Origin of the sequence: Rossellomorea marisflavi (genome assembly GCF_001274775.1) — a bacterium.
GTDB lineage: Bacteria > Bacillota > Bacilli > Bacillales > Bacillaceae_B > Rossellomorea > Rossellomorea marisflavi.
This window is the reverse complement of sequence record NZ_LGUE01000001.1, coordinates 1,007,304-1,033,704: the sequence shown is the minus strand read 5'-3', so window position 1 is coordinate 1,033,704 and position 26,401 is coordinate 1,007,304. Positions and strand designations below refer to the sequence as shown.

Here is a 26,401-nt window from a genome sequence, read left to right as displayed (position 1 = left end):
TCATTGTCCCTCCCTCTTTTTCTACTAAAAGGATGTGCTACCTATGAAAGCTTCACCTCTTCAAAAGGGAGATAAAGTGGGTGTGATTGCACCGGCCAGCCCCCCAAATGTCGAAAACTTCAATAAGGCACTGCCTTTTCTGAAAGAGCTCGGACTGGAACCTGTGATCGGAAAACATCTCTATGAAAAAAATGGATACCTTGCAGGCAAGGATGAAGAACGACTGGCAGATTTGCATGACATGTTCAGAGATCCCGAAATAAAGGGAATCATTTGTGCATGTGGTGGGGTGGGAACAGGAAGGATCGTTTCAGATCTTGACTTCGGCCTCATCGGCCGCAATCCAAAGATTTTTTGGGGCTATAGTGATATCACTTTTTTACATACGGCCATATTCCAACAGACTGGTCTCGTAACTTTCCACGGTCCCATGCTAAGCTCTGATATCGGACTTGACTCTGTACCGGAGTGGACAAAGAAATCTTTTGATCAGCTCTTTGGCACTGAGGATGTCATTTATCCAGAGTCGCTTTCAACCATTGAAACATTGGTAGAAGGGAAAGCAGACGGAGCCGTTGTAGGCGGGAACTTGACACTGTTGGTCAATTCATTGGGAACAACGCATGAGATCGATACAAAAGGAAAACTCTTTTTCATCGAAGAGATTGATGAGGAACCTTATAAAGTGGATCGGATGCTCAACCAATTGAAGATGGCCGGGAAATTATCCGATGCGTCCGGTATCATCATCGGAGATTTTAAAAACTGCGATCCAGTTAAACGGGACCGCTCCCTCAGCTTGGATGAAGTGATCAACCACCATATCATTCCCGCTGGAAAACCGACCCTTAAAGGATTCATGATTGGTCATTCTTCACCTAGCTTTGCCATTCCATTCGGGGCACATGGCTTTATGGATACACAGGATCTTTCCTTTAGAATCGAATCTGGGCTTCGAAAGGGGTCATGACCATGATCATCCAAAAAATTGAAACATTTCAAACCCATGTTCCACTGATCAAGCCATTTAAAACGGCCCTGAGGACCGTGACCGCCGCTGAAGCGATCATTGTGAAAATCACCTGTGAAGATGGACGGATCGGGTGGGGAGAGGCCCCGCCCACAGCTGTCATAACAGGAGAGACCCTTCAAAGTATAGAAGGAGCAATCCACTATCATCTGAAGCCTGCCTTGTTAAAAGGGGATCTATTGAATCATGAGGAGATATTCCATCGGATCCAAACATGCATGACCGGGAACGGAAGTGCAAAAGCAGCCGTTGATATGGCAATCTATGATCTAGTAGCCCAGCGAAGCGGGCTGCCCCTTTATCAGTTTCTTGGAGGGTACAAGAACCGATTGGAAACGGATTTCACCGTCAGTGTCAATGAGCCCTCTGAGATGGCCAATGATGCACGTCAGTACATAAGAGAAGGATTTGATGTATTAAAAGTCAAGGTAGGTAAAGATGACATAGAAAAGGATATCCGCCGGATCCAGGCGATTCGGGAGGCAATTGGTAGGGAAGTGCAGATACGGCTCGACGCGAATCAGGGCTGGGGAGCAAAAGAGGCAGTCCGTGCCATCAAAAAAATGGAAGACTCTGATCTAGGAATCGAATTGATCGAACAGCCGGTGCCCGCTCATGACCTGAACGGACTCAAATGGGTAACGGACCATGTGGATACACCGATCATGGCCGATGAGAGTGTCTTCAGTCCACTTCAAGCACTGGAAGTGGTAAAGCACCGATGTGCGGATCTCATCAATATCAAACTGATGAAAGCAGGTGGGATTCACCAGGCTATCAAGATCAACGTCCTTGCAGAAGCTGCGGGAATGGAATGCATGGTGGGGAGCATGATCGAGTCCCGTTTAGGTATCACCGCTGCAGCCCACTTTGCAGCCAGCAGCCGGAATATCACCCGATACGACTTTGACGCTCCCCTTATGCTAGCGCACGATTTTCTTGAAGGCGGGGCGACCTATGAAGGGAAACAGATCAGACTTTCTGAAAGTCCTGGATTGGGCGTTAAACATATTCACTTTGAGAAAGGGAGGATAACCAATGAAGGAAAGGTCAGTAGTTAATGTGGCCGTGGCCACTTTATGGACGACACCGCAATCCCCTAGAAAACGTGATGAAGAAATCCTGTCCGACCCTGTAGACATGGAAAAGTGGATTGCTCCGCAGGACTATGAATCACTATTGGAGCTGTGCGATCGCAATCTTATCCAATCCCAGCTATTGTTCGGAACCGAAGTAAACGTGGTAGGGATAGAAGGGGACTGGTCTGAGGTAGTCGTGGCGGAGCAGCCTTCGTCCAAATGTGCAGACGGATATCCAGGATGGATCCCGAGCTCTCAGCTGAGCAAGGATGAACGCAAGGTACCGAAGGACGGGTATGCCATCGTCAATGTCCCGTTCACTGAGCTGGAATATGAGAATGGAAGAATGAAATTAAGCTATCTGACTGCCCTTCCGGTAATCAATCAAACGGAAGAAGCCGTTCGGGTGCAGACACCGAAAGGTCCCGGCACCCTCCAAGTGGATGATATCGTTTTCTCTTCACGTACTATACCAGATGTGCAGGGAGACGGTGCTGCGATTGTGAAAGACGGAGAGCAATTTTTGGATCTCCCTTATCTTTGGGGCGGAATGAGCGCTTTCGGATATGATTGTTCAGGTTTTTCCTACAATATGTGCCGTGCTAACGGTGTGATCATTCCAAGGGATGCAAATGATCAGGCCCTGCACGGAAAGAAGGTGCCATTGGATGCGTTGGCTCCTGGAGATCTCCTGTTTTTTGCTTATGAGAAAGGCAAGGGTGCGGTCCATCATGTTGGTATCTACCATGGGGACGGCGTGATGATCCACTCTCCAAAAACAGGGAAGACGATCGAGACCCTATCGCTGAAAGGAACGTATTATGAGGAAGAACTTTGTGAAGCAAGGCGCTATTGGAAAGACTAGGAGGCGGTAAGGATGACCAATGAAAAGCTACTTCAAGTGAAACGGCTCAAAAAACATTTCCGACTGGATAAAGGGAAGCTACTGAAAGCGGTGGACGACATATCCTTTGATATATATCGTGGCGAAACATTCGGGCTTGTAGGAGAATCCGGATGCGGAAAATCGACGACTGGACGAACGATCATCGGGCTCTATGAATGTACGGACGGGGAAGTGGACTATGCGGGTCGGAATCTCCACGCACTAAGCGCAAAAGAGCAACATGCATTTCACCGTAAGATCCAGATGATATTCCAGGATCCCTATGCTTCTCTCAATCCCAGATCCACTGTGAAAGAAATCATAGCGGAGCCCATGGAGTCCCATCAGCTTTATAAGGATAAGAAGGAACAGCTGGAAAAGGTCTATCAGTTGCTGGAAGACGTCGGATTGAACCGGGATCATGCTAACCGATATCCCCATGAATTCAGCGGCGGACAGCGTCAGCGGATCGGGATTGCACGCGCTCTTGCTCTCGATCCTGAGTTCATCATCGCAGATGAACCGATATCGGCACTTGACGTATCCGTACAAGCCCAAATCGTCAACCTCCTTAGGAAACTCCAAAAGGAAAAAGGCATTACCTTCTTGTTCATTGCCCATGACTTATCCATGGTGAAGCATATCAGCAATCGGATCGGCGTCATGTATTTGGGTTCGATCGTCGAGCTGACTGAGAGTAAGGAACTTTACAAAAAGCCTCTGCACCCATATACACAGGCGCTACTATCTGCCATCCCGATTCCGGATCCCGACGTGGAAGACAGGAGGGAGCGGATCATCCTGAAGGGTGAGATCCCTAGCCCCATCGATCCCCCGAGTGGATGCGTATTCAGGACGCGCTGCCCTCACGCAATGGATGTTTGTGCAGAGAAAAAACCATCCTGGAAGGAAGTGGAATCGAGTCATTTTGTAGCGTGTCACCTTTACGATGAAACCATAATCAAAGATCATGACGAAGTGGCCGTAACCAAATGAAAACAGCAGGGCTGGAAGGTTTGAGAGAGGATCTGATGAAGGTCGTACACGAATGTCCCGGAAGTGTAAGTTTCACGATCCTCTCACATGACGAGTCCCTGTCTTGGGAAGAGAACCGGCGCAAATCATCTGCCAGCCTGATCAAGCTGCCGATCATGATGACTGCATTTGAACAGATTCAGACAGGCAGCCTCAATGGTGATGCCATGGTGGTCCTGCGTCATGAAGATCATGTGGAAGGCGCAGGGGTCTTGAATGGATTACATGATGGAATCACACTGTCCATTGAAGATTTGTTGAAGCTCATGATCACCGTCTCAGACAACACAGCCACCAACCGGCTGATCGAGCTGATTGGAAAGGATTCAATCAACAGATTCTGCCTGACGTGGAATCTAAAGCGGACGTTCTTGAACCGTAAGATGATGGACTTCCGATCGTTGGAAATGGGACAGGACAATTGGACGTCATCCATGGACGTGGTCAGCTGTCTTAAAGGGATCAACGAAGGTCCCTTTAAGGAGGCATCCAAGAGAAAAATGCTTACGATGCTCTCACGCCAGCAATTTCGTGATAAACTTCCTGCATTGGTAGGGGGAGATGTAAAAGTCTTCAATAAAACCGGGGAACTACCTGGCGTTGAACATGATTGTGCAATCTTGGAGTCAACTTCAGGAAAGATTGCTTATGTGGCTGTTCTGATTGATGGGCTGCAGGCTCCAGAGGATGGTAGGAGGGCGATCTCGAGAATCGGAAAGCTTGTATATGATTATTTAACCGTTTAATACCTGTAATCGTTTTGTCATAATTGTCATATAAAACATTCAGACAGACATGGGGCTCCTCCCAGAAAGGCGCAGAAAGACCTACAACCTTGGAGGAAGATGGTAGGCTACCCTTATCCTACAGCCTATCCTGCCGGCCGATCAAGGTAAAGAAGAGGGGCATACGGCTCGTTTTAGAGTTCCTGGGTCCAACCCTTTCCCTGTGAAAAACATCATTGTTTCATACGGGTGTAACATGCCTATTCTTTCCTTCCTGTACAATAATAGGAGGGGGGATATACGATGAGAGAATGGATAGTAGATGAAAACGATGTAATGAAGATGCTGGATTCATGGTTAAGGGATCCCAAGCCTTTCTGGGAAGGATTTTATGAAAATCGCGAACGGAAAATCCCTATTTTTACAAGTAGACCCGATGAGAACCTTGTGTCGTATGTGAACAGCGGTCGATTGAAAACGGGCAAAGCACTGGATATTGGCTGTGGTGCCGGAAGGAATGCCATTTATCTCGCCAGTAATGGATGGGAAGTCGATGCAATGGACCTTTCTTCGACTTCCCTAAAGTGGGCAGGGGAACGCGCAGAAGAAGCGGGTGCTACGATCCGCTTCTTCCAGGCAGACCTCCTTGAACATCAGATTGAAAAGGATGCATATGATCTAGTGTACGACTCGGGGTGCTTTCACCATATTGCTCCACACAGAAGACCCCGGTACAGAGAAGTGATCCTGAATGCGTTGAAGCAAGATGGATATTATGGTCTCGCCTGTTTTTGTGAGGACGGAGAATACGGGGGTGCCACCCTATCAGATTGGGAGATCTACCAAACGGGGTCGCTCCATGGCGGGATGGGATATACTGAGGAAAAGCTCATTCGGATTTTTGAATGTTTCACCTCAGTTGAAATACGGAAAATGGTCGGGGACGGCGATCCGGATGTATTTGAATCCGATGGACTATGGGCAGCATTATTCAAGCATGATCTGCTCCGGTCCTGAACAAAAAGTAAAAGAGTTGGGCGTCCATCGCCCAACTCTTTTAGTCTATCAATAAACTTTGTCGCCATTGAAGATCGAATTTTTCACAACTACATAATCGACGGTCCGGATGGCATCGAGCTTCGTTCCGCCTGCATAGGAGATCGAGGATTGAAGATCCTGTTCCATTTCCGTCAGTGTATCCTGGAGGGAGCCTTTATGCTCAACGAACATTTTCTTCCCTTCCACGTTTTTCTTTTCACCTTTTTGGAATTCAGATGCAGAGCCGAAGTATTCTTTGACGCGCTTTCCATCAATTTCGGTCGTCTCACCAGGAGATTCTTCATGCCCTGCGAATAACGACCCGATCATGACCATGCTGGCACCGAATCGGATGCTTTTGGCGATATCTCCATGGGTCCTGATCCCGCCGTCAGCGATAATCGGCTTGGTTGCAGCTTTTGCGCACCATCTTAGTGCCGCAAGCTGCCAGCCACCGGTTCCAAAACCGGTTTTGATCTTTGTGATGCAAACTTTGCCCGGACCGATCCCAACCTTGGTCGCATCGGCTCCAGCGTGTTCAAGTTCTCTTACCGCCTCTGGTGTCCCCACGTTTCCAGCAATAACAAAGCTCTCAGGCAGGAGTTTTTTAATATGTTGGATCATGCTGATCACGGCATTTGAATGGCCATGTGCAATATCGATCGTGATGTATTCAGGTACCAACCCTTTAGAGGCCAGTTCCTCCACAAAACTATATTCTTCTTCTTTCACGCCAACGCTGATGGAAGCAATCAGTCCGCGAGCGTGCATGTCCTCGATGAAGCTGATTCTTTTCCCAGGTTCGAAACGGTGCATAATATAGAAATAGTTATGTTCTGCAAGGTACATAGCAATCTTCTCATCGATGATGGTCTGCATATTGGCAGGAACCACAGGAAGTTTAAATGTATGTCCACCCAATGTGATGGCTGTATCACATTCTGAACGGCTGTTAACAATGCATTTGGCTGGAATCAATTGAATATCTTCATAGTCGAACACGTTTTCCATCATGAACACTCCTAAACACGAATAATTATCGTCGGACGAAAATGAAATGTTCGTCCATTGGTAATGTACATGATTTCTTGACCGTTGTCAAAGTTTTTTATCAATTTAAGATGACGTGATTGTAATCGATTACTATTTTTCGCAGCAGCAGGGGCAGTCGCATTCTTTTATTGTTTCACAAAGACAGTTTGGGCAAGAACATTCGTGGACCATCAGGACACCTTCTTTCTTTTACCAACCAGTATATCCAGATGAAAGAATGTTCAATCGATTTTCATTCTCCCATTGCAAATCGATCGCTAATGGATTAGAGTAGGAATAACCGTTAAATTATTTTTACCGAGTAAAAAGAGGTGTACAGTATGGCAGGAATCTATATCATCAAAGACCTTGATCAGCTTAAAGCGCTCAGCGATCCGTTTCGGGTCAGGCTGATGTTCAAACTGATTGAACGGCCGTATACGGGTCAGCAGCTGTCCGAAATCTTCGAGCTTTCACGAGCACGGATTCATTATCACCTGAAAGAGCTTGAAAAACTTGGTCTTGCAGAAATCGTGAAAACCGAAGAGAAAAATGGCATTATTCAAAAGTTCTATCAGTCTGTGGCAACAGGTTTCTATCCCCATTCAAGTCTTTTCCCACACACAAAGGAAATCAGCGATATGAAACAATATCTCATGCTTGAAATGATGGAACAGACGACATCGAAGCTATTATCTGCACCATCTGAAGCACTTGAAGATGTTGATTCGAGTGAAGATCCTTCTGAGTGGAATATGATGGCGTCATCCTGGGAAATACAAGCTTCGGAAGATACCTTCAAGTGGTACATCAAGGAACAATTCAAACTGATGGAAGAACTTGATCGCCGCGCGGAAGCAGAAGAGGCGTCGAGCAAAAAGAGATATTTTGTATCCAACTACGGTTTCCGGGTAGAAGAGCCTGTTTTTGAAAGAGTAAAAGACAAAGACCAGTGAGAAGGTCTTTTCTTTTAGTACAACGGTAAAATAATTTTAACTGAGTATATTTTTTTTACTTTGACGGTCAAAAAAAACTTACTGTCAGGAGATGGTGAACGGGATGAAAGAGCATTTGTTTAGAAATCGAAACTTCAGCTTCATGTTTACAGGCAGGATCCTATCGAATATGGGGGACAGCATCTACTATGTTGCCGCCATGTGGCTTGTGTACGAACTGGGAGGGAGTGCCTTTTATACGGGCTTGGCCGGTTTCCTCACCATGCTGCCGACGGTGCTGCAGTTCTTGATTGGTCCACTGGTCGATCGTTTCAGTACAAAAAAGCTGCTGACCATCGTACAGCTACTTCAGGCTGGATTGATCCTGATGATTCCGGTTGCCCATTTCATAGGTTATTTGAATGTGGCCGTGATCTTGACGATCATGCCGATAGTATCCATGATGAATCAGTTTACGTATCCCGCCCAAACAGCCGTCTTGCCACGGATCATCAAAAAAGAACAGCTTGTAAAAGGGAACGCTCTGTTTACGTTCGCCTATCAGGGAGTCGACATGATCTTCAATGCCCTTACCGGAATCCTTCTCCCATTGATCGGTGCCATAACCCTCTTCATGATGGATTCTGCTGTGTTCTTAGCAGCCGCATTAGTATACAGCGCCCTTCGCTTCCCGGCGAAAAAAAATACCACGAAAAGGACGTTGAAAGAATCGACCATTCTGTATAAGCATGAGCTTACAGAAGGGATGATGATTGTTTTTCGCTCGTATATGGCCATCTTCCTGGTCGCGTCCGTGATTGCAAATGGGGCCATCGGTGCTACATATGCCATCCTGCCTGTATACACGGGTGAATCAGCAGGAGCATCCTGGTATGGATGGTATCTTGGAGCCATTTCACTTGGTCTTCTGACTGGTGCACTATTCGCTCCCGTTCTCTTCAGGTTTCCGCTTGGCCGGTTAACCATTATATTGTATTTACTAGGCGGGGCCAGCTGGATCTTGTCTGGTCTTTCGGGTATTTCCATAATCGGGGCTATATTGTTTGGCCTGGCCTGGCTACCCATCGGTGCAACGAATGTCATTACGGGGGCTGCCATCCAGTCCATCTTGCCACCGCATCTGATGGGAAGGGTATTTTCGGTTGTCGCGTCCATGAGTGCTGTGGCCATGCCCCTTGGCTCCCTTTTTGGGGGGAGTATGGCCGACAGGTGGGGAAGCGGCATCATCTTCATGTCGGCAGCAGGCGCCATCGTCTTCATTTCGATCTTCTGGTTAAGTGTCTCGAAGCTCCGCAGGCTTCCAAGTTCACATGAGTTGTCTGCCGAGGATCTCCATTTACCTGAAAATTCCCACTCCACAAACATTGGATGATAATGGTAGAATAAGAAGGGATAGTCAGTCTATGGAGGCATGAATATGATATTGAACACAACCATTCAAGAAGCAGGGTATGGCCGGGATGATCTGATTCTGCAAGACATTTCATTTGCGGTCGGGAAGGGTGAGCTTGTGGGGCTGATCGGGCCCAACGGTGCGGGGAAAAGCACAACAATCAAAACCATCCTTGGTCTTATGAAGCATGTGAAGGGAACGGTCGAGATTTCTCCCTATGCGTATATACCGGAACGTCCGATTTTTTATGAACGGCTGACGATGAGGGAACATATCGACTTTCTGTACACGACCATTGGAGGAGAACCGACAGCCTTTGAAGAAAAAGTGACTAGCCTGGTCAGCTACTTCCGATTGACCCATGTCCTTCATCATTATCCTGATCAGTTCTCAAAAGGGATGCAACAAAAAATGATGCTGATCCTGGCGTTTCTGAAAGAGCCGGATCTTTATATCATTGATGAGCCGTTCATGGGGCTTGATCCGACTGCCGTGAAGAAACTCCTCGCCCTTTTGGAAACTGAGCGTAGAAGGGGAGCGGGCGTCCTGATGTCGACCCATATCCTTGACACTGCCGAGCGGATCTGCGACCGCTTTGTACTGGTAGCAGAAGGGAAAATGATCGTCGAGGGGGACCTGAAGGCCATCCGGAGAAAGAGCGGACTCCCAGCAGGCTCGCTATTCGATTGCTTCGATGCGTTGACAGAGGGGGAGGAGAATGGTGGTCTGGCCCATTTTTCGGCATCGATTCAAGGATGAGTGGCGGCAGAAATGGAAGGTGATCCGCTCGGTCATCGACTGGACGATCGCCCTCTACCTTGTAGTTCCGCTTGCATTCATGGCGCCTTTTTTCTATCGGGATTGGTGGACTGAAACGGAATCCTATTGGGCTTCTGGTATCCCGGTCTGGATCCTTCTGTCTATGTTGGGCTTCATGACACTCGGGGGAAACATTCGCACCTATGTCCTAGAGCCGGATCTATTGTTCCTGATAGAAAAGAAGAAGCAAGTCATTGGACTTAAAAGACTGGGCTTAATGGTCACCCTGGGACAGATCCTGATGTCACTCATTTTACCTATCGCCCTCTCACTTCCCATATTCCTGAACATTTATAATGAACGTCCCTTGACTATAGCCGTGATCTTCATTCTATTCGTCTTACTAAAATGGTCAGTGCTGCTCATGAAGAAATACATAGCGGGAAAATGGTCAAGGGGAGCCCTGATGCTATTGATGGTAGCAGTCTTTGTACTGGTCTCAACGGATGCGGATTCACCGATATACGGGTTCGTGGCATTGTTGGTCCTGCTGTCGACGGTCATGGGTTACTTCGTTCAAGGGGTGAAAAGTACAGGGGATTTCCTAAGTGAAGTGGAGACCGAGCAATCGGAAAGAAATCAGTATGTAAACCTGGTGTATAGCCTTTCCTCTCAAATAGAAAAAGAAAAAGGAGGGAAACGTGGCAGGCCATTGATCTTGTTCAGGAGCTCCAGTCGTTTGTTCCGGGAACGGACAGCTGAAAATGGAATCCTGGAACTATGTTTAAAGGCATTTTTACGTAATGGAACTTTCTTTCGGACATATATACAGATGATTTCCATCACCACAGCCGGAATTCTGTTCCTTCCCCTTTTATTGAAGTGGTTGCTGTTTGGGGGTATCCTCATTTTCATGACCTTCTGGCTCCATACCATTTTCAAGAAGCTCATGGGCAACCGGTTCTTTGAAGTGGCGCCATTTGATCAAGAGGCGGAGTACGCTGCTGCCAACAGATTTGGTAAGTGGCTCGGAACGCCCGTCCTTATCTGGACAGGGACAATCACGATAATCTCGACAATCTGGTCGGTTTATTTTTAACTAGGAGGAATCTACATGGTTGAACTGAAGAAAATGAGTGATCATGAGTTTGAAGTATGGAGGAATAGAAGCGTCGCTTCTTACGCCGCGGAGAAAGTAAAAGCCGGTAATTTCAAGGAAGAAACGGCAATTGAAGAGTCTGAGAGAGAATTTCAGAAGCTTCTGCCACAAGGGAAGGATACACAGGATCACCATCTGTTCACCGTCATGGACGAGGGGGAAAACGTTGGGGTATTATGGTTTCATGCCAATAACGAAATGAAGGAAAATTACATATTTGATATTGAGATGCTCGAAAGCAAGCGGGGCATGGGATATGGAAAACAGACGCTTCAGGCATTGGAAGAGCTCAGCCGGGATATGGGGATGGAGAAAATTACACTTCACGTGTTCGGTCATAACAAGACAGCCATCGGACTTTATACAGGCACAGGGTTTGAGCCGACCAATATTATTATGTCTAAACAGCTATAATAGTCTTATTTAAGAGATTGAGACAAAACAAAAAAGGTCATGACGACCAATATCAGCATGGCTTCTTAATACCGCTCATGATTTCCGTGCAAGACTTCGCTTTCCGCGGGTAGCCCGTGAGCCTCCTCGGCACGCCTGCGGGGAGCCATTCTTCCCGCCGGAGTCTTCGTCTTGCACTCCAATCAACCGCTAGGAACAAGTAAATAGTAATGGTCATGAAACAAATCAAAAACCCGAACTTTCTCAGACAAGATCGTTCGGGTTTTACTATGACTAAAACACTCTTGTCCCAGCTTCTTTTCTATTGTTATTGAATCGTGACGTAATCCTCATCCACGCTATCTTGTCCTTCCTCGAACTTGAGCTTTGTCCTGAATAGGTACCTTGCTCCTGCGTGTTCACCCGGCAGATCATCTGGAATCTGGTAAACGAATGAATACATATCCTTCTCTTCAGTCTCAAGAGCATGAGTGATCGCCACGATCCTCGTATCGATAATCTCTTCTTTCTTACCGTTCTCATAGATCATGACAAGCTGACATTCGATTTTTGTCAGGAGCTGGTCCACGATCCCCCCGTTGATATGGAATTTCCCTGATAGTTTTTCACCTTTTCGGTAATGATCTTTTGGAAGGGTCAAATCAATCATTGCTGAGCCGACACCGTTTAAGGACATGTATTTTCGCAGTAACATAGGGATCCTCCTTTTATCTATTGAACGTAAAAGACCTTTACCACGAAGAGATGCCACATTTAGCCACATACTTCCGGTAAAGGTCTCGCTAACAACAATGTTGCCGATGAAGCCGGGGGTCTTCACCCCGTAATGACGACCTCATCGTATAAGCTACTCCCCTTTATGGGATTCAGTTGAGATTATCATAAGGAGAAATATCTATTCTGTCAAATGTTACGGTGAATGGATGTAAGCCGTTCCCAAAAGGACGAGCTTTTCATATAGTAACGTAAAAGGAGTGATGATTATGGCTAAGGCCAGTGACTTTTTAATTGCACTTGATGACGGGCATGGAATGGAAACTGCGGGGAAAAGGACCCCTTATATCGAATCCCTTGGAAGACAGATCCGTGAAAATGAATTCAATGCTGCTGTGACGAATTATCTCAAGATCGAGCTGGAGAGATGTGGTTTCAGAACGGTTTTGACTGCCCCTACAGATGTGGATACCCCATTAAAAGAAAGGACGGATCTCGCCAATTTCCTGAATGCGGACGCGCTTGTTTCCAATCATTTCAATGCTTTGAAAGACCGCTTCGACCCCGGCGGCAATGATCCTGAAGGACATTCCATCCATATTTACCCGGGAGATGCAGTTGGAAGACAATTCGCAGAAACGGTGGCAAAATATATCCGTCAAAACCCCCGTCAGAAGTTCAGGGGAATCATCGAACAAAATCTTCATATCACCCGCGAGTTCAAGAATGCTGCCATCTTGATTGAGAATGGGTTCATGGATAACCGCAAGGAATCCTTACTAATGATCAATCAGACCTTCCAACAGGAAAGGGCACGCGAAGAGGCACAGGGAATCTGTGAGTATTTCGGTGTGCCTTATGTAGGGGGAAGCGCGCCTGCTCCTGCCCCAGCTCCATCCCCAACCCAAAAGCCTGTAAATGGTAGTGAGATTGGAAAACGTGTTGAATCGATCTACCGAGGTGCGGATCAATTGAATTTTTATTCTAAACCGACCTTCGACCAAGCGTTCGTGGCAGGAAAACTTGCATTCGGGTTTGGCTTTCCTACTATTACAGCGAAGCTGAACGTAGAAGGTGCCCAGATGTATGAAGTGAAGAATTCCAAAGGAAACACCTACTATGTGACGGCGTCCCCTCAGTTTGTGAAAGTCGTCGGTCCTGGTACCAGTTCACCTCAGCCCCCATCATCACCGTCGATTAAAGCCATCGGAGAAATCACCATCATCGGGGTGGCGAATGCTGCCATCATCCAAGACCGACCGGATCGACTTGCATCCGTCAATCTCGGTACCATCAATCGAGGCCAGACCATACGGGTTGCTGGCTCGGTTAAAGGGAGGAATAGTCCTACCGGCTACTGGGAAGTCATCTACAATGGAAAACGTGCGTATATAACAGGTGAATTTGGTCAGTTCCGTCCTTATTGATCAGGAAAGCCCGGATATATTCCGGGTTTTTTTGTGTATAGGAAGGTACAGATACAGAAAATGTCGTATAAACAAGATAGGGAGGGATGATATTGTACGTATTGAAAACGAAGGAAATGGATGACGACGTGATGGAATACATGGAAATATCCGTGCCTGAGAAACGAAGGGAGGATGCCTTCAAACTGCTGGATCTCTTTACTGAAGCATCAGGTTTCGAAGGGAAGCTGTGGGGGAAAAGCATCATTGGATTTGGATCCTACCACTATACGTATGCAAGCGGGCATGAAGGAGATGCGGCACTGGCAGGATTTTCACCGCGCAAATCCAAGATTTCTATCTATCTGGGCTGTACGGGAACTGATAAAGACAAACTCTTATCGAAACTTGGCAAACACACAAGCGGAAAGGGCTGTGTGTATATCAATCGGTTAAGTGACGTAGACACGGACATTCTGAAAGAACTGATCCGGTTATCAATCCATCAACTTCAAACCAAATATCCTTCAAACGAGTGAAGAAGAGTCAGTCAAAAGACTGATTTTTCTTTTTTGCTTCGCTGGTAAAATGAATTCTTGTGTTAGAGATTTCAACCATATTCCATCCCTTCGCAAACTTATGGCTTGCAATCGGAACGAATATCTTATATGATTAATCTCGAATTAAGAATATCTCAGTTCAAGATATACGAGGTATTAACTCCCAAGAAAAGAAAGGAACGAATACACACATGTCAAAAGTATTGTACATCACTGCACATCCACATGATGAGTCTGCTTCATTCAGTATGGCAGCAGGTAAAGCATTCATCGATTCTTACAAAGAAGCCAATCCATCAGATGAGGTTGTTCATATCGACCTTTACAAAGAAAACATCCCTCACATCGATGCAGATGTATTCAGCGGATGGGGCAAACTTCAAAGCGGAAGCGAGTTCAACGCATTGTCTGCTGAAGAGCAAGCAAAAGTAGCACGCCTGAACGAACTATCTGATCAGTTCGTTGCAGCCGACAAATATGTTTTCGTTACACCATTCTGGAACTTCTCTTTCCCTCCAGTTATGAAAGCGTACATTGATTCTGTCTCTGTTGCGGGCAAATCATTCAAATACACCGAGCACGGCCCTGTTGGACTCCTAACAGACAAAAAAGCCCTGCACATCCAAGCGCGCGGCGGTATCTACTCTGAAGGTCCTGCAGCAGCAATGGAAATGGGACATCGCTACCTTGAACTCATCATGCAGTTCTACGGTGTGCCTAGCTTCGAAGGTCTCTTCATCGAAGGACACAACGCTATGCCTGAAAAAGCGCAAGAAATCAAAGAAAACGGAATTGCCCGTGCAAAAGACCTTGCGAAAACATTCTAATAGTTGAAACAAAAAAGACCGCCAGCCTGGATACCCAGTCTGGCGGTTTTTTTATGGAGTACTCCCTCTGCAGCGAAGGAAGCACTCCGTTCCGTTCGTTTATCTAGGGAGGAAGGTGGGTAATGCATGATCTATGCTGGTCTTGCTTGTCCAGTCACGGATTAGCCGGCGGTAGCCAATGCCGTGAAACTTTCAGGACCTACCCTGACAGTACCCAATGCTGTGGCACTGACATAGGCGGAGTAAACCAGTGGACCACTCGCAGGGATTCCAGGATTGAAGTCAGCGCCAGCGAATGTGATCAATTGTGGACCTACAATGGATAAATCCAAAACTTGCCTGGCTGTATACACTGTAATTAAACCAGATTGTTGTGTACCACGGATGATGGTGATATCAACGTTCGTCGCAATTGGGAGCAAAGGCAGCTGAACAGCCATCGTTCCTTCGAATTGAACCCTGATCTGTCCAACGGTTGCTTTCGTCACGTCCAGACCCACAACTCCGAAAAGACTATTTTGACCTACAAGGATCGGTGTTGAAATCTGTCCATACGTGCTCGCATTCTGTGAAGTACGCGCATCAAGAAAAATTCCCATATATTCACCTCCTGTCTTGTTATCTAGTACAGTATATGCATGTCCACTGAATGCGTCTGTGCACATGATTCAGTTTTAAAAAATGGATGATACCCCCAAGTGAAACTTTTCCACCCGCTATATCGTATATAGAAGAAACCATACATAAATTGGGGGAGTCAACATGTGGATCAGCATCGGTTTCAGCATCATCTATCTTTTTTGTATCATTTATATGATTTCTTATCGCCTGAATATAAAAAAAGCGGTTGAACGTTCAGACGAAGCCTATTATCCTTCAGCACAAACGAAATTAGATAATATTATCGTCCCTGACAGGTGGGAGCCCATGATCCCACTTGATAAACGCTCTAAATCCTATCGGATCCTCCACTGGGGAACGCCTGCCCTCATCCTGCTGATGAGCATTCTATTCATCCTGGTATTCGGAATGGATTTTTTGCATGGTTCATTCATTAATTTTGGTTATATCTTCTTTACCTTCCTTGTCATGATCCGGCATCAGGGTAACATCTATCTGTTGAATGATGGCGTCATTTTAAATGGCAGATTCTTCTCGTGGAATAAGGTGAAGGGCTATAAAGTGGAGAAGATCGTGAAGTGGCACGAATTATATGGGTTGGACGAACGATTGAACAATAGTTATAAGGTCAGCCTCCTATTGAAACGGGGGATCTTCCAGCCGAATTACGTAGTACTCACGGAAGAGCGTGACATGAGAACTGTCGTTCAGCTGCTGGAGGATAAAGGAATTGAGGGGACGGTAGCGTATGTACTTCCTCACCCGGAGGTGCAACGATGACCATCGAGCGTGCCCTAGAGTCTGCTAAAGAATTGATCCGTATCCGGTTCCCTTCATGTGAGGCAGCCGTATTAAGTGGAAGTGTGGTGAGAGGACAGGACACGGCCACTTCTGATTTGGATATCGTCGTCGTGATCAACGAACTCTCCTCTTCATACAGGGAAAGCCTGATGTGGCAGGGGTGGCCGGTTGAACTATTTGTCCACACCCCGACGGGGATACTGGACTTCTTCAGAGATGATTGTCTCCGCGGCAGGCCATCGCTCCCGCGGATGATCTCAGAAGGGCTGCCTCTAACAGGCAATCAAACCCTCGACTCATTAAAGGCTACCGCAAACAGGCTTCTCAGTGCCGGACCAGAACGCTGGGATGAAGATACCATTGATAGGAAGCGGTATTTTCTAACCGATGCCCTCGATGATTTCAACGGATGTACCGACCGGGGAGAAGGATTGTTCATTGCCGGCCATCTGGCAGAACTACTACATGAATTTGTCCTGAGGACCAGTGGTTGTTGGATCGGCAGTTCAAAATGGATTGTGAGGGCACTGAAGGAGTTTGACCCTGAGTATGCACTACGTTTTGTCGATGCATTCGATTCCTATTACAAACATGGGGAGAAAAGAGGGGTGATCACTCTGGTGAATCAAGCTCTCAGTCCGTTCGGTGGCCGCTTGTTCGAGGGATTCTCAATCGGGAAACCCTTAGTCGGGCCATTCTCCTGACTATACTAAAAAGGGTGTTCCGGTTGAACCGGAACACCCTTGGTTTTTAATCAGGTATGATTTGGAAGCTGTCATGATCTTTTCGATGCATGCCTTCTTCAAAAATGAGACGAGTAACAAATTTATACGAGATGCCCTCTTTACTTGGAGGGAATGTATCTGCCAGTCGGCAGGCAAATTGAATTTTTCGTTGCTCTCCTGCTTTCATAATGGAAGAGCTCAGGATCGTATTCTGGTGAAGGATGGATGAACACTCGGTCTTTTCATTGTATTGAAGCAGATCGGTCTCGATCCTTTTCAGCTTCTGGTCGACTTTACCGCCGATCAGTTCGTATTCCCCTTTAATAAGTTCTCCTGGACAATAGGCAGAACGATGCAATACAAGATCGATCTTCGCAGCACCGATCCCCATCTTACACATCAACTTTGCAAACATCATTCTCACCCTCGCTTTCTTTATAATATTTATCTGATCATGGGCAGAATTATCCTCTAACAAAGCTATATTGTAAAGAAAGAAATCAACGATGTCTACACTAGATTTTCGACATTTTTCGATTAAGCTCACTAACCTCATGAAAATATAAAATATAATGGAATAGTTGTAAAATAGAGGTAGATTAATAGGGTGACTTTCTATACAATAGGAAGCGGAAGAAGTCTTATCTGCCGGACGCGCAGGTAGTGAATATAACGTACAAAGGGGTTATCGAATGAAGGAAAAGAAAGCGAAAAAAAATCAGACGACGGTCCGGATGAATCTGCTGTTCGTTTCCGTGTTTTTTCTGTTCTCCATGCTCATTCTCCGACTAGGTGTCGTCCAAATTGTCAAAGGAAGTCAATATGAAGCGGAAGTATCGAGAACGGAAAACGTCAAGTCGGATAACGGCAATCCACCCCGAGGCAAGATCTATGACCGCTACCGGAATGTGATTGTCGATAACGTCCCCATGAATGCCATTACGTATACGAGCACTCAGTCGACAAAATCTAAAGAAATGCTGGAAGTAGCTGAAAACCTCTCCAAACTGATTGATATCGACGAAAAAGTGATCGAGAGCATTAACCCTCGTGACAAACAGGATTACTGGCTACTCCGAAATAAGGAAAAAGCCGCTGAGCTCGTCACGAAGGATGAATTGGCTAAATTGGAAGCCAATGAAGAGATGGACGAGGATGAACGAAACAAAAAAGCGTATGAAATGCAACTAGATAGAATCCCTAAAGATGAACTGAAGGCTTTTACAAATGAGGAATTGAAAGTACTCGCTATCTTCCGCCAGTTCAATACCGGATATGCCCTGACGCCGAAGATTGTCAAAAATAAAAACGTCAGTGATGAAGAGATGGCCAGGGTAAGCGAAAACCTGTCAAGTCTTCCAGGGGTGAATGTTACTACGGACTGGGAGAGGAAGTATGTCCAGGACAGTACATTGCGATCAATCTTAGGTAAGGTATCAACGACGGAACAAGGAATCCCTACAGAACTGGTAGATGACTTCAAATCCAAAGGGTACGCCATGAACGACCGGGTAGGAACCAGCTATTTCGAATCAGAATATGAGAGTCTCTTGAAAGGAAAAAAAGAGGAGATTGAACACATCACCAAAAACGGAAGCGTCATTGACTCTCAGATGATTAAAGAAGGGCATAGCGGAAAGGACGTCTACCTTACCATTGATCTGAAGCTTCAAAAAGAATTGGAAACAATCGTAGAAGAAGAGTTAAGCAAGCAGGCTGCCAAGCGCTGGGAGTCACCGTATCTTGATCGTGCCTATCTGATTATGATGAATCCTTATACGGGTGAGATCCTTTCCATGGTCGGGAAGAAATATGGTCATGATAAAGACGGAAATGTGGAACTACAGGATGATGCACTTGGGACGTTTACTTCGGAGTACGGAGTGGGGTCGGCTGTGAAAGGGGCCACCGTTTTGACTGGGTATATGACAGACAGTCTGGCCATCGGCGAATCCCTTTTGGATGAAGCCATCCAGATAAAAGATACTCCGGTCAAACGCTCATGGTTCAACCAAAGCAGAGGGGCCATGTACATGACGGATAAGCAGGCACTTGAATGGTCCTCAAATGCTTACATGTGGAAAACGGCGTTTAAAGTAGCCGGCGTAACATATCAAAAAGATCAACCGATGAACATCAAAAGAGAAACCTTTGATACATTCCGTAATCATTTTAAACAGTTTGGTCTTGGAGTCAAAACGGAAATTGATCTTCCAGGTGAAGCAGATGGGCTCCAGGGTTCCGAATATAAGCCGGGTAACCTTATGGACTTCGCCATTGGGCAATACGATACGTATACCCCAATGCAATTGGCTCAATATGTATCCACCATCGCCAATGGAGGATACCGCATGCAGCCTCATATCATGAAGGAAATCAGAGAGCCGAACTATGAGAGTGAAAAAGTAGGATCCTTGTTATATGAACATGAGTCTAAAGTGCTAAATAGGCTTGATGCTTCTGAAGAAGAGATTCATTCCGTCCAACAAGGATTCTACCGGGTGGCCCATGGTGCGAATGGAACGGCTAATAACTTTGCCAACGCTCCTTACGATGCCGCCGCAAAGTCAGGTACAGCTGAAGCATTCTACTATGCCCCTGAACGCGGAAAAAACCTGGAAACCTATAACACCACTCTGGTAGGGTACGCCCCGTATTCACATCCTGAAGTGTCGTTTGCAGTAGTACTCCCTGCATCTCATCAGGATAAGGACCCTTATGTCAACAAAACCATCGCTAAACGAGCAATGGATAAATACTTTGAGTTGAAAAAGGAATACGAGAAAAAGGGTTATTACAGCGAATCAACAGATAAAGAAGTTATAGAGACAGATGAATGACCAGACAGGCAGTCCCTACTGAGGGGAGTGCCTGTTTTCTCATAGACGGGAGATTGAAATGAAGACAGAGTCGGAAATTACCGAAATAATTAAAAATGATCCATGGATGATGAATATACTCCAAGTCACAGCCGAATTAGGCCTCCCCGATTGCTGGGTATGCGCAGGTTTTGTTCGAAACAAAGTGTGGAATCATCTCCATGGTCGGGGACGGGAACCAATGAATGACATCGATGTGGTGTATTATGACACTAGTGACACCGACGAAGAGACGGAAAAAAAGATCGAACTTCAGCTTCTGAAGTCTGTTCCCCATGCTCCTTGGTCGGTGAAGAATCAGGCAAGGATGCATGAGGTGAATGGGGATGAGCCATATGCTTCCACGGCCGATGCCATCTCGAAATTCCCTGAGACAGCCACGAGTGTAGCAGTCCGAATGAATGATTCACAGGCTCTCCAATTGCTTGCTCCTTGGGGAATCAAGGATCTTGTCAACTTGGAAGTGCGTCCGACCCCGCATTTTAAAGAAATGCCACCTGGATACACGGTTTATGAGAAGAGAATACAGGAAAAAGGATGGAACAAAAAATGGCCGATGGTGAAGGTCTTTTCCAGAGGGGGAGTGCTTTATGACTGAAGGGTACGCTCTATCCTCGAACACCATTGAACAATGGAAAGCACGGATCCTGCCGGAAGTGGATTGGTTTTTCTTCACGAACGATGAATACTTTCCTTATGGAGAGATGGACGTGTTAGTGAAAAGCAATCTTTCACTGGATATCAGAACATCGTATTTGACGTGGGCTCTTCCTGAAGGGGTATTTGTAAAAAAAATGCATCCAGGCGAATTTGAGGAGCTATCATATGAAGCCAGACAGAGAATCGCCGAAATTCAATGGCAACTCGGGAGGGGCTTAGTATTTGATCACGAAGAAACGGAAGAATGGTTTGGTGAACATGTACCGCCATTATATAAAGGAGCCGGAAAGAAACTCGTACTCTTTACAATCGCTTTTTGGCGTTCACTTGAGGAGCATCAAAAGGAAGGCTTTCTAAGAGCCTACAGCCGAATGTGGGTAGATGAACAACCATCATGGAAAGGGGCTCCTTCATCTTTTAAAACATTCATGCAGCGGGAATATCCGCATCTTATTCCGTATCTTGATGTTTTTCCCGACAGGAACGGCGCCAACTGCCTGGCTGCAGTCGCATTCGCCGTCGACGCTTCGTCCGATCCCTATCATTGGATGCAGGCAGAGGAACTCGATCATCTGATGGCCGGGAGGGAGGAGGTCGGGGATATAACCGGAAAGGAGGTCCTGGTGTGGAGGGATTCTGAAGGGATGATCATCCATGGGTGCTATTCGTTGAATAAGGAATTTGTTTTCAATAAGCACGGACAGACGATGTTCAATCCCTGGCAGCTTCTTACGGTGGAGCAGGTGATAGGCTCCTGGGGAGCGCCGGTCATATACAGATAAGAAAAGAAGGGACCCATCAGGAGGTCCCTTCGTCGTCACTTTCTTTTTCGTTAAACCATAGTGGATCGTCATTATCGACTTCACCATTGTAGTTGATAAACAGCTCTTCGCCAGCTTTGATATCCCGATACGCATAAAAATCGAATGTATGATTATCAAAGTTGATGTCATAGATCGTATTTGGGGTATAAGAATGGTTGAAAAGCATTCCATATCCGAGAAGAAGTGCCGTATGGTTCATGCCATACTCAAACACATAATCCGCCAAGAAGGTCTTTTCAATATAGTGATGCTCTTCATTTGGGTATGGAATCACGGGAGCCTCATGAATCAGCTCTCCTTTTGGGATATCCTGTTTAGCAAAGACACCTCTTCTAAGTTCCCCGTCACTGACGGGAGACATTTTCACTTCAATCATCCTGACACCTGCTTTCAAAATTCTCTTCTAGATCTGTCAGGCCGACCGGCTCATGCACGATTAGAAAAGGCATAAAGGTTTTTCATCACTGTGCCCTATTGGGAACGATCAGAAAACCTCTCCCTTTAGCCTGACAGACTTACCGGTAAATTGCAATCGTTAAAAAAGGTCTTTAAAGAAGGATTTGATGCCCCGGGCGCTTCGCACAACCCAGCTCGCTTTTTCAACCGTTTCTTCAGCCGTTACGTCCACTGAGTAAGAAGCAGGTTCACCGTCCGGGATATACTCCTCTTCAGGAGGATTTTTCACCTTGAGGACACCGACCTTTTCTCCTTTTTCAATCGGAGCGATCAGCTTACCGTCATCAGTTACTTTATCCGGATCCAGGACCAATTCCACTTCGGTCTTTTCTTTTTGTTCTTTTGGAAGGGTGAGTGCAATCGGTTCTTTTATGGAGACACTGAGCTCTCTATCTTTTCCATTGTATACCTTTATGTTTCCAGATGCTGAGGTTGCATCCTTTAGGGATAAATCCACTTCCTCGAATTCATTGAATCCGTAGTCCAGAAGCTCGGCAGATTGAATGAACCGCTCGGCACTGCTGGATTGACCATTCGCATCCTTTGCATCCAGGATGACGGATATGTAGCGGTTTCCATTTCGTTCGGCTGTGGCCGTGAACGTGGTGCCGGCAAATGGGGTCGTCCCGGTTTTCAACCCGTCTGCTCCTTTATAATAGAAGGATTTCCCTTTCAGCAGCCCATTTGTACTTTTCATCGTCAATTCTTCATCGGTTCCCGGTCGGAACTTCTTGGATGAAAGACCCGATGTTTCAAGGGTTTCAGGGTAGTCGTGAATGAGGCGATAGGCAAGGGTGGCCATATCTTCAGCAGAGACGACATTTTCATCATCCGGTTCAGTACCTTCAGGATACATGCCAAGCATATCCACGTTGCTGAGACCGGAAGAATTGACGAAGTGGTAACGCTTCAACCCGAGTTCTTTCGCTTTTGAATTCATCTTCTTGACGAACTCACCTTCTGAACCGGCGACGATTTCCGAAAGGGCGATCGCAGCGCCGTTTCCAGATTTGATGACCATGGCTTCATAAAGTTCTTTGACTGTATAAGATTCGCCCTGCTTCAGAGGCACATTGCTCAATCCGGGAGCGTTGGCGAGCTGATAGACTTTGTCGCTGATCTTGTAGGATTGATCCCATTTGATCTTCCCATCTTTAACAGCTTCTTGAACCAGATACTCCGTCATCATTTTGGTCATGCTGGCAATTCCCAGCTCTTTATGTTCATTTTCACCATACAGGATCTTTCCTGTGTTTCCATCTATCACAATGGCCGCATCCGCATGGATTTCCGGCTCCCCCGCCGCAAAGGCTTCACCTTGAAACCCGGCGACGGCAAGCATGGATACCAAGAGGGCAGATGCCGTCTTACGTCCATTCATATCTGTATACCTCCAACGTCTAGTGACTTACAACCCCGTTATTTTACCATAGTTTCATTGGAAGGGACGAGTCAGTTTGTGACAGATACAGAAGGATATGCCGGAAGAATGTCGAATGGGTAGAGAAGTCTTGCCTAAAAGGAGGAAATCACCATTCCTAATTTAAAAATCAATTTCGAAACCTCATTGATTCCCTGGGTGGAGGATATCGCCCGGAAAAATGATAGTTCAGGCCACGCCCTCTATATTATGAAAGATGGGAAGACCATTCTCGAGCATTACGGCGGATACCACTCGTTTGAACCAGGTGCCCAAAAGGTGAATCCAACATCACGCTTTAACATCGCATCTGCACGGAAGAGTTACATAGCGTTGGTGATTGCATATGCCCTGTACGACAGATTGCTTGAATTAGATCGACCCGTGCACGATTATATGGAAGAAAGTAATCCAGTGTTCAATGGGGTCTCGATCAGGCATCTCCTCACCCACACCCATGGTATCGGGGAAGGGGGCGAGGGCCTCTATAAGGATTTCACTCCAGGAGAGAACTGGAGCTATAACAATGTTGGAGTAGATACACTGGCGCATCTGGTGATGGAAATGTACGGTGTGACCATCAGCTCCTTCCTTCAGGAAAGAATCTTCGACCAGCTTAATTGGACGGAAACTGGCTGGGAAAATGAAGATTCTCCCCAATTGGTGAAGATTATCAACAGCAGAGATGAAGAAGCTTTGAACGGTCTGCATGCGGATTGCGATGGTTCAAAGAAAAATTTATTTGTTTCCGCAAGGGAATTCGCTTGGTGGGGTCAGCTGCATCTTGGTAAAGGGAGGGTCGGTAACCGGAAAATCATTCCTGAAGAAGTGGTCAATCTTGCAACTACCATCCAGACCCCCATTGGACTTCCGTACGACTTGCCGCGGAACGGGGCTTTTTGGTATATACAGGACATCCCACGGATGAAAAGTGAAATCGGGGATGCTGTCCCGGCTGGTTCCTACCAGATTCTCGGGGTGACAGGGCCAACGATCCTGGTGATCCCGAAATATCAAATTGTTGCTGTCAAAATGTATAACAAAAGGTATAATTACGGAGGCGCAAATTACCTTCATTTTTTGAAGGAATATAGTAATCGGGTGGCAGACGCCTGTACATAAAATAGGGGATGAATGGAATGAATGAGCAGCGAAGCAATAACCTGAAGAATTATGCGGCCCTTGCAGTGAAGGTAGGGGTGAATATCCAAGGGGGACAGGCACTTTGGATCAGTGCTCCCCTCGGGACGGAGGAATTTGTCCGTTTGGTGGTGGAAGAAGCCTATTTGGCCGGCTCGAAAAATGTGCATGTCCAGTGGTTCGATGAAGCGATCTTGAGGACCCACTATGAACTGGCTCCGGAAGAAACTTTTTATGAGTATCCTGAGTGGCTCGCCGCTGCCCACGAATGGCTAGTCGACCATAAGGGTGCTTTCCTGCAGGTTGACTCAGGGGACCCCGATCTTTTGAAGGGAATTGATGCGGAAAGGATCACCGCTTTTGAAAAAGCGAGCGGAGATGCACTGGACCGGTTTTACGAAGCCATCGAAAACGACCACATTCCATGGTCGATTGTGGCAATCCCTTCTCAGAAATGGGCAGAGAAGGTATTTCCTCACCTAACGGGCACAGAGGCAATCGATGCCTTATGGAAACATATCTTCCAATCGGTACGGATGTATGAATCCGATCCTGTTGAAGCGTGGAAGAGACATATCAGTGAGCTGACAAAAAGGGCTGAAAGACTGAACGATTTCAATTTAAGGAAATTACATTATACTGCACCAGGCACAGATCTCAGCGTGGATCTGCATGAAGACCATATTTGGCTGACTGGTGCAAGCAAGACACCTGATGGAAAGGACTTCATCGCCAATATGCCTACGGAGGAAGTCTATACCGTTCCGGTCAAAAGCGGGGTGAACGGGACCGTCCGTGCAACAAAACCCCTTGCCTACAACGGCAATGTCATCGATGATTTCAACCTTACATTCAAAGATGGGAAGATCATTCATGCTACTGCTCAAACAGGAGAAGAGATCCTGAAGAAGATGATCGAAGTCGACGAAGGGGCGGCATTCCTTGGCGAAGTAGCCCTCGTTCCCCACGATTCACCGATCTCAAACTCCGGAATTCTATTCTTCAATACGCTCTTTGATGAAAATGCATCCAATCACTTGGCAATCGGTTCTTCCTACCCTACCTGCATGAAGGATGGCAGCATTCTCTCTGATGAGGAGAAGGAAGCGAGGGGACTGAACGAAAGCGTCGTTCATGAAGATTTCATGATCGGTTCCGAGAGGATGGATATCGTCGGTGTAACCAGGGATGGGGAGAGTGTACAGATATTCAAAGACGGGAACTGGACATTCTGATTCAAGGAAAAAGAATTAAAACATGAAAAATTATGGTAATTTAGGTTTAGTTCAAACTGCCTTGAGGTATTGAAAAAACAGGGCGATTTTTCCAGTCGCTTTGTTTACTTTAATACTTAAGGAGGGTAGACCGTTCTCACTAACTTAATAGGATGATTAGGAGCGATGGGTCATGAGCTGGTTTTTAAAAGGCTTGAAGCAATACACTGATTTCAGTGGGAGGGCAAGAAGGCAAGAGTATTGGATGTTTACTCTTTTTAGTATTATATTCGGTTTCGTATTCTATTCGGTGCTTTTGATTAGTTTGATCATTGATTCTATGGGGTTGGGCGTGTTTGGTATCCTCCTTGCAGGTATATATTATTTAGCAATCTTCATTCCATCACTGGCCGTCACAGTGAGGAGATTACATGATATGGGCCGCAGTGGATGGTGGTACTTCATCAGCTTCGTACCTTTTGCAGGAGGAATCATTCTAATAGTATTCTGCTGTCTTGATAGCGAAAACGGAAACAACCAGTGGGGGTCGAATCCTAAGAATAGCGATAGTATGATTGAAGCAATCTAAAAGGACTGGGAGACCCTTCCTACACAAGCAATGAAAGGATCGAGGAGCCTTGAATCATC

28 protein-coding genes are annotated in these 26,401 nt (G+C 46.3%); 22 read left to right on the top strand and 6 right to left on the bottom strand.

Annotated features, from left to right (window positions below; all coding sequences use genetic code 11):
• Positions 1-43: 43 nt before the first annotated feature.
• The 6 genes from AF331_RS05235 (at position 44) to AF331_RS05210 (ending at position 5,772) form a co-directional block, all read left to right on the top strand.
• Positions 44-970, top strand: coding sequence for a S66 peptidase family protein (locus AF331_RS05235; RefSeq protein ID WP_053427083.1), 927 nt, complete (start codon positions 44-46; stop codon positions 968-970).
• 2 nt (positions 971-972) lie between these two features.
• The gene (locus AF331_RS05230; RefSeq protein ID WP_053427082.1) at positions 973-2,091 is read left to right on the top strand and encodes a dipeptide epimerase; all 1,119 of its coding nucleotides are present in this window, start codon (positions 973-975) and stop codon (positions 2,089-2,091) included.
• Positions 2,069-2,974 carry a C40 family peptidase gene (locus AF331_RS05225; RefSeq protein WP_053427081.1) on the top strand — a complete coding sequence of 302 codons (906 nt, stop codon included), beginning with the start codon at positions 2,069-2,071 and terminating at the stop codon, positions 2,972-2,974. Before AF331_RS05230 ends, AF331_RS05225 begins: the two co-directional genes overlap by 23 nt.
• A 12-nt stretch (positions 2,975-2,986) precedes the next feature.
• Positions 2,987-3,991, top strand: a complete 1,005-nt coding sequence (locus AF331_RS05220; RefSeq protein WP_053427080.1) for an ABC transporter ATP-binding protein — start codon at positions 2,987-2,989, stop codon at positions 3,989-3,991.
• Positions 3,988-4,776: a serine hydrolase gene (locus tag AF331_RS05215; protein WP_053427079.1), complete on the top strand. Its 789-nt coding sequence runs from the start codon at positions 3,988-3,990 to the stop codon at positions 4,774-4,776. Before AF331_RS05220 ends, AF331_RS05215 begins: the two co-directional genes overlap by 4 nt.
• Before the next feature lie 282 nt (positions 4,777-5,058).
• Positions 5,059-5,772 (top strand): class I SAM-dependent methyltransferase, encoded by a 714-nt coding sequence (locus AF331_RS05210; protein ID WP_053427078.1) that lies wholly within the window; start codon positions 5,059-5,061, stop codon positions 5,770-5,772.
• A 48-nt stretch (positions 5,773-5,820) separates the two neighbouring features.
• Here AF331_RS05210 and guaC read toward each other — a convergent pair whose 3' ends face one another.
• Positions 5,821-6,804: a GMP reductase gene (gene guaC / locus AF331_RS05205; RefSeq protein ID WP_048003616.1), complete on the bottom strand. Its 984-nt coding sequence runs from the start codon at positions 6,802-6,804 to the stop codon at positions 5,821-5,823.
• Positions 6,805-7,166: 362 nt separating this feature from the next.
• Here guaC and AF331_RS05200 point away from each other — a divergent pair, with 362 nt between their 5' ends.
• From AF331_RS05200 to AF331_RS05180, 5 genes are all read left to right on the top strand, one after another.
• Complete coding sequence (locus tag AF331_RS05200; RefSeq protein ID WP_048012752.1) at positions 7,167-7,781, top strand: ArsR/SmtB family transcription factor; 615 nt, start codon at positions 7,167-7,169, stop codon at positions 7,779-7,781.
• 115 nt (positions 7,782-7,896) lie between these two features.
• Entirely contained in the window at positions 7,897-9,153 is a 1,257-nt protein-coding gene (locus AF331_RS05195; RefSeq protein ID WP_235576317.1) for an MFS transporter, read from the top strand.
• Positions 9,154-9,198: 45 nt separating this feature from the next.
• Positions 9,199-9,933, top strand: coding sequence for an ABC transporter ATP-binding protein (locus AF331_RS05190; protein ID WP_053427076.1), 735 nt, complete (start codon positions 9,199-9,201; stop codon positions 9,931-9,933).
• Entirely contained in the window at positions 9,896-11,032 is a 1,137-nt protein-coding gene (locus AF331_RS05185) for an ABC transporter permease (protein WP_160316490.1), read from the top strand. Before AF331_RS05190 ends, AF331_RS05185 begins: the two co-directional genes overlap by 38 nt.
• Before the next feature lie 15 nt (positions 11,033-11,047).
• On the top strand, positions 11,048-11,506 hold the full coding sequence (locus tag AF331_RS05180; protein ID WP_053427074.1) for a GNAT family N-acetyltransferase: 459 nt from the start codon (positions 11,048-11,050) through the stop codon (positions 11,504-11,506).
• Between the two features lie 307 nt (positions 11,507-11,813).
• On the opposite strand, the gene AF331_RS05175 is transcribed toward AF331_RS05180, so the two are convergent.
• Positions 11,814-12,200 carry a sporulation protein gene (locus AF331_RS05175; protein ID WP_053427073.1) on the bottom strand — a complete coding sequence of 129 codons (387 nt, stop codon included), beginning with the start codon at positions 12,198-12,200 and terminating at the stop codon, positions 11,814-11,816.
• A gap of 289 nt (positions 12,201-12,489) precedes the next feature.
• On the opposite strand from AF331_RS05175, the gene AF331_RS05170 reads away from it, so the two are divergent.
• The 3 genes from AF331_RS05170 (at position 12,490) to AF331_RS05160 (ending at position 15,013) form a co-directional block, all read left to right on the top strand.
• On the top strand, positions 12,490-13,647 hold the full coding sequence (locus AF331_RS05170; RefSeq protein ID WP_053427072.1) for an N-acetylmuramoyl-L-alanine amidase family protein: 1,158 nt from the start codon (positions 12,490-12,492) through the stop codon (positions 13,645-13,647).
• 86 nt (positions 13,648-13,733) lie between these two features.
• Complete coding sequence (locus tag AF331_RS05165; RefSeq protein ID WP_327205386.1) at positions 13,734-14,165, top strand: DUF1801 domain-containing protein; 432 nt, start codon at positions 13,734-13,736, stop codon at positions 14,163-14,165.
• Between the two features lie 212 nt (positions 14,166-14,377).
• Positions 14,378-15,013, top strand: coding sequence for an FMN-dependent NADH-azoreductase (locus tag AF331_RS05160; RefSeq protein ID WP_053427070.1), 636 nt, complete (start codon positions 14,378-14,380; stop codon positions 15,011-15,013).
• 161 nt (positions 15,014-15,174) lie between these two features.
• Here AF331_RS05160 and AF331_RS05155 read toward each other — a convergent pair whose 3' ends face one another.
• Entirely contained in the window at positions 15,175-15,612 is a 438-nt protein-coding gene (locus AF331_RS05155; RefSeq protein ID WP_053427069.1) for a hypothetical protein, read from the bottom strand.
• A 163-nt stretch (positions 15,613-15,775) separates the two neighbouring features.
• Between AF331_RS05155 and AF331_RS05150 the strand changes: the two genes are divergently transcribed.
• Together AF331_RS05150 and AF331_RS05145 are read left to right on the top strand one after the other, a co-directional pair.
• On the top strand, positions 15,776-16,414 hold the full coding sequence (locus tag AF331_RS05150; RefSeq protein ID WP_053427068.1) for a hypothetical protein: 639 nt from the start codon (positions 15,776-15,778) through the stop codon (positions 16,412-16,414).
• The gene (locus AF331_RS05145) at positions 16,411-17,139 is read left to right on the top strand and encodes a nucleotidyltransferase domain-containing protein (RefSeq protein WP_053427067.1); all 729 of its coding nucleotides are present in this window, start codon (positions 16,411-16,413) and stop codon (positions 17,137-17,139) included. The genes AF331_RS05150 and AF331_RS05145 overlap by 4 nt, the downstream gene beginning before the upstream one ends.
• Before the next feature lie 46 nt (positions 17,140-17,185).
• Here AF331_RS05145 and AF331_RS05140 read toward each other — a convergent pair whose 3' ends face one another.
• Positions 17,186-17,575 (bottom strand): sporulation protein, encoded by a 390-nt coding sequence (locus AF331_RS05140; RefSeq protein WP_053427066.1) that lies wholly within the window; start codon positions 17,573-17,575, stop codon positions 17,186-17,188.
• A gap of 277 nt (positions 17,576-17,852) precedes the next feature.
• Here AF331_RS05140 and AF331_RS05135 point away from each other — a divergent pair, with 277 nt between their 5' ends.
• Genes AF331_RS05135 through AF331_RS05125 form a run of 3 tightly spaced genes read left to right on the top strand, consistent with a single transcriptional unit; the run spans position 17,853 to position 21,481 of the window.
• A complete protein-coding gene (locus AF331_RS05135) occupies positions 17,853-20,000 on the top strand; it encodes a peptidoglycan D,D-transpeptidase FtsI family protein (RefSeq protein ID WP_053427065.1) in 2,148 nt (715 codons plus the stop codon).
• A 58-nt stretch (positions 20,001-20,058) separates the two neighbouring features.
• Positions 20,059-20,637, top strand: coding sequence for a nucleotidyltransferase family protein (locus AF331_RS05130; RefSeq protein WP_327205385.1), 579 nt, complete (start codon positions 20,059-20,061; stop codon positions 20,635-20,637).
• On the top strand, positions 20,630-21,481 hold the full coding sequence (locus tag AF331_RS05125) for a hypothetical protein (RefSeq protein ID WP_053427063.1): 852 nt from the start codon (positions 20,630-20,632) through the stop codon (positions 21,479-21,481). Before AF331_RS05130 ends, AF331_RS05125 begins: the two co-directional genes overlap by 8 nt.
• Before the next feature lie 16 nt (positions 21,482-21,497).
• On the opposite strand, the gene AF331_RS05120 is transcribed toward AF331_RS05125, so the two are convergent.
• Both AF331_RS05120 and AF331_RS05115 read right to left on the bottom strand, forming a co-directional pair.
• Positions 21,498-21,899 (bottom strand): SET domain-containing protein, encoded by a 402-nt coding sequence (locus AF331_RS05120; RefSeq protein ID WP_053427794.1) that lies wholly within the window; start codon positions 21,897-21,899, stop codon positions 21,498-21,500.
• Between the two features lie 159 nt (positions 21,900-22,058).
• Positions 22,059-23,360, bottom strand: a complete 1,302-nt coding sequence (locus AF331_RS05115) for a D-alanyl-D-alanine carboxypeptidase family protein (protein ID WP_053427062.1) — start codon at positions 23,358-23,360, stop codon at positions 22,059-22,061.
• Between the two features lie 198 nt (positions 23,361-23,558).
• Between AF331_RS05115 and AF331_RS05110 the strand changes: the two genes are divergently transcribed.
• From AF331_RS05110 to AF331_RS05100, 3 genes are all read left to right on the top strand, one after another.
• Positions 23,559-24,521, top strand: coding sequence for a serine hydrolase domain-containing protein (locus tag AF331_RS05110; protein ID WP_268786235.1), 963 nt, complete (start codon positions 23,559-23,561; stop codon positions 24,519-24,521).
• Positions 24,522-24,538: 17 nt separating this feature from the next.
• Positions 24,539-25,774: an aminopeptidase gene (locus AF331_RS05105; protein ID WP_053427060.1), complete on the top strand. Its 1,236-nt coding sequence runs from the start codon at positions 24,539-24,541 to the stop codon at positions 25,772-25,774.
• Between the two features lie 172 nt (positions 25,775-25,946).
• The gene (locus AF331_RS05100; RefSeq protein ID WP_053427059.1) at positions 25,947-26,342 is read left to right on the top strand and encodes a DUF805 domain-containing protein; all 396 of its coding nucleotides are present in this window, start codon (positions 25,947-25,949) and stop codon (positions 26,340-26,342) included.
• Positions 26,343-26,401 lie beyond the last annotated feature (59 nt).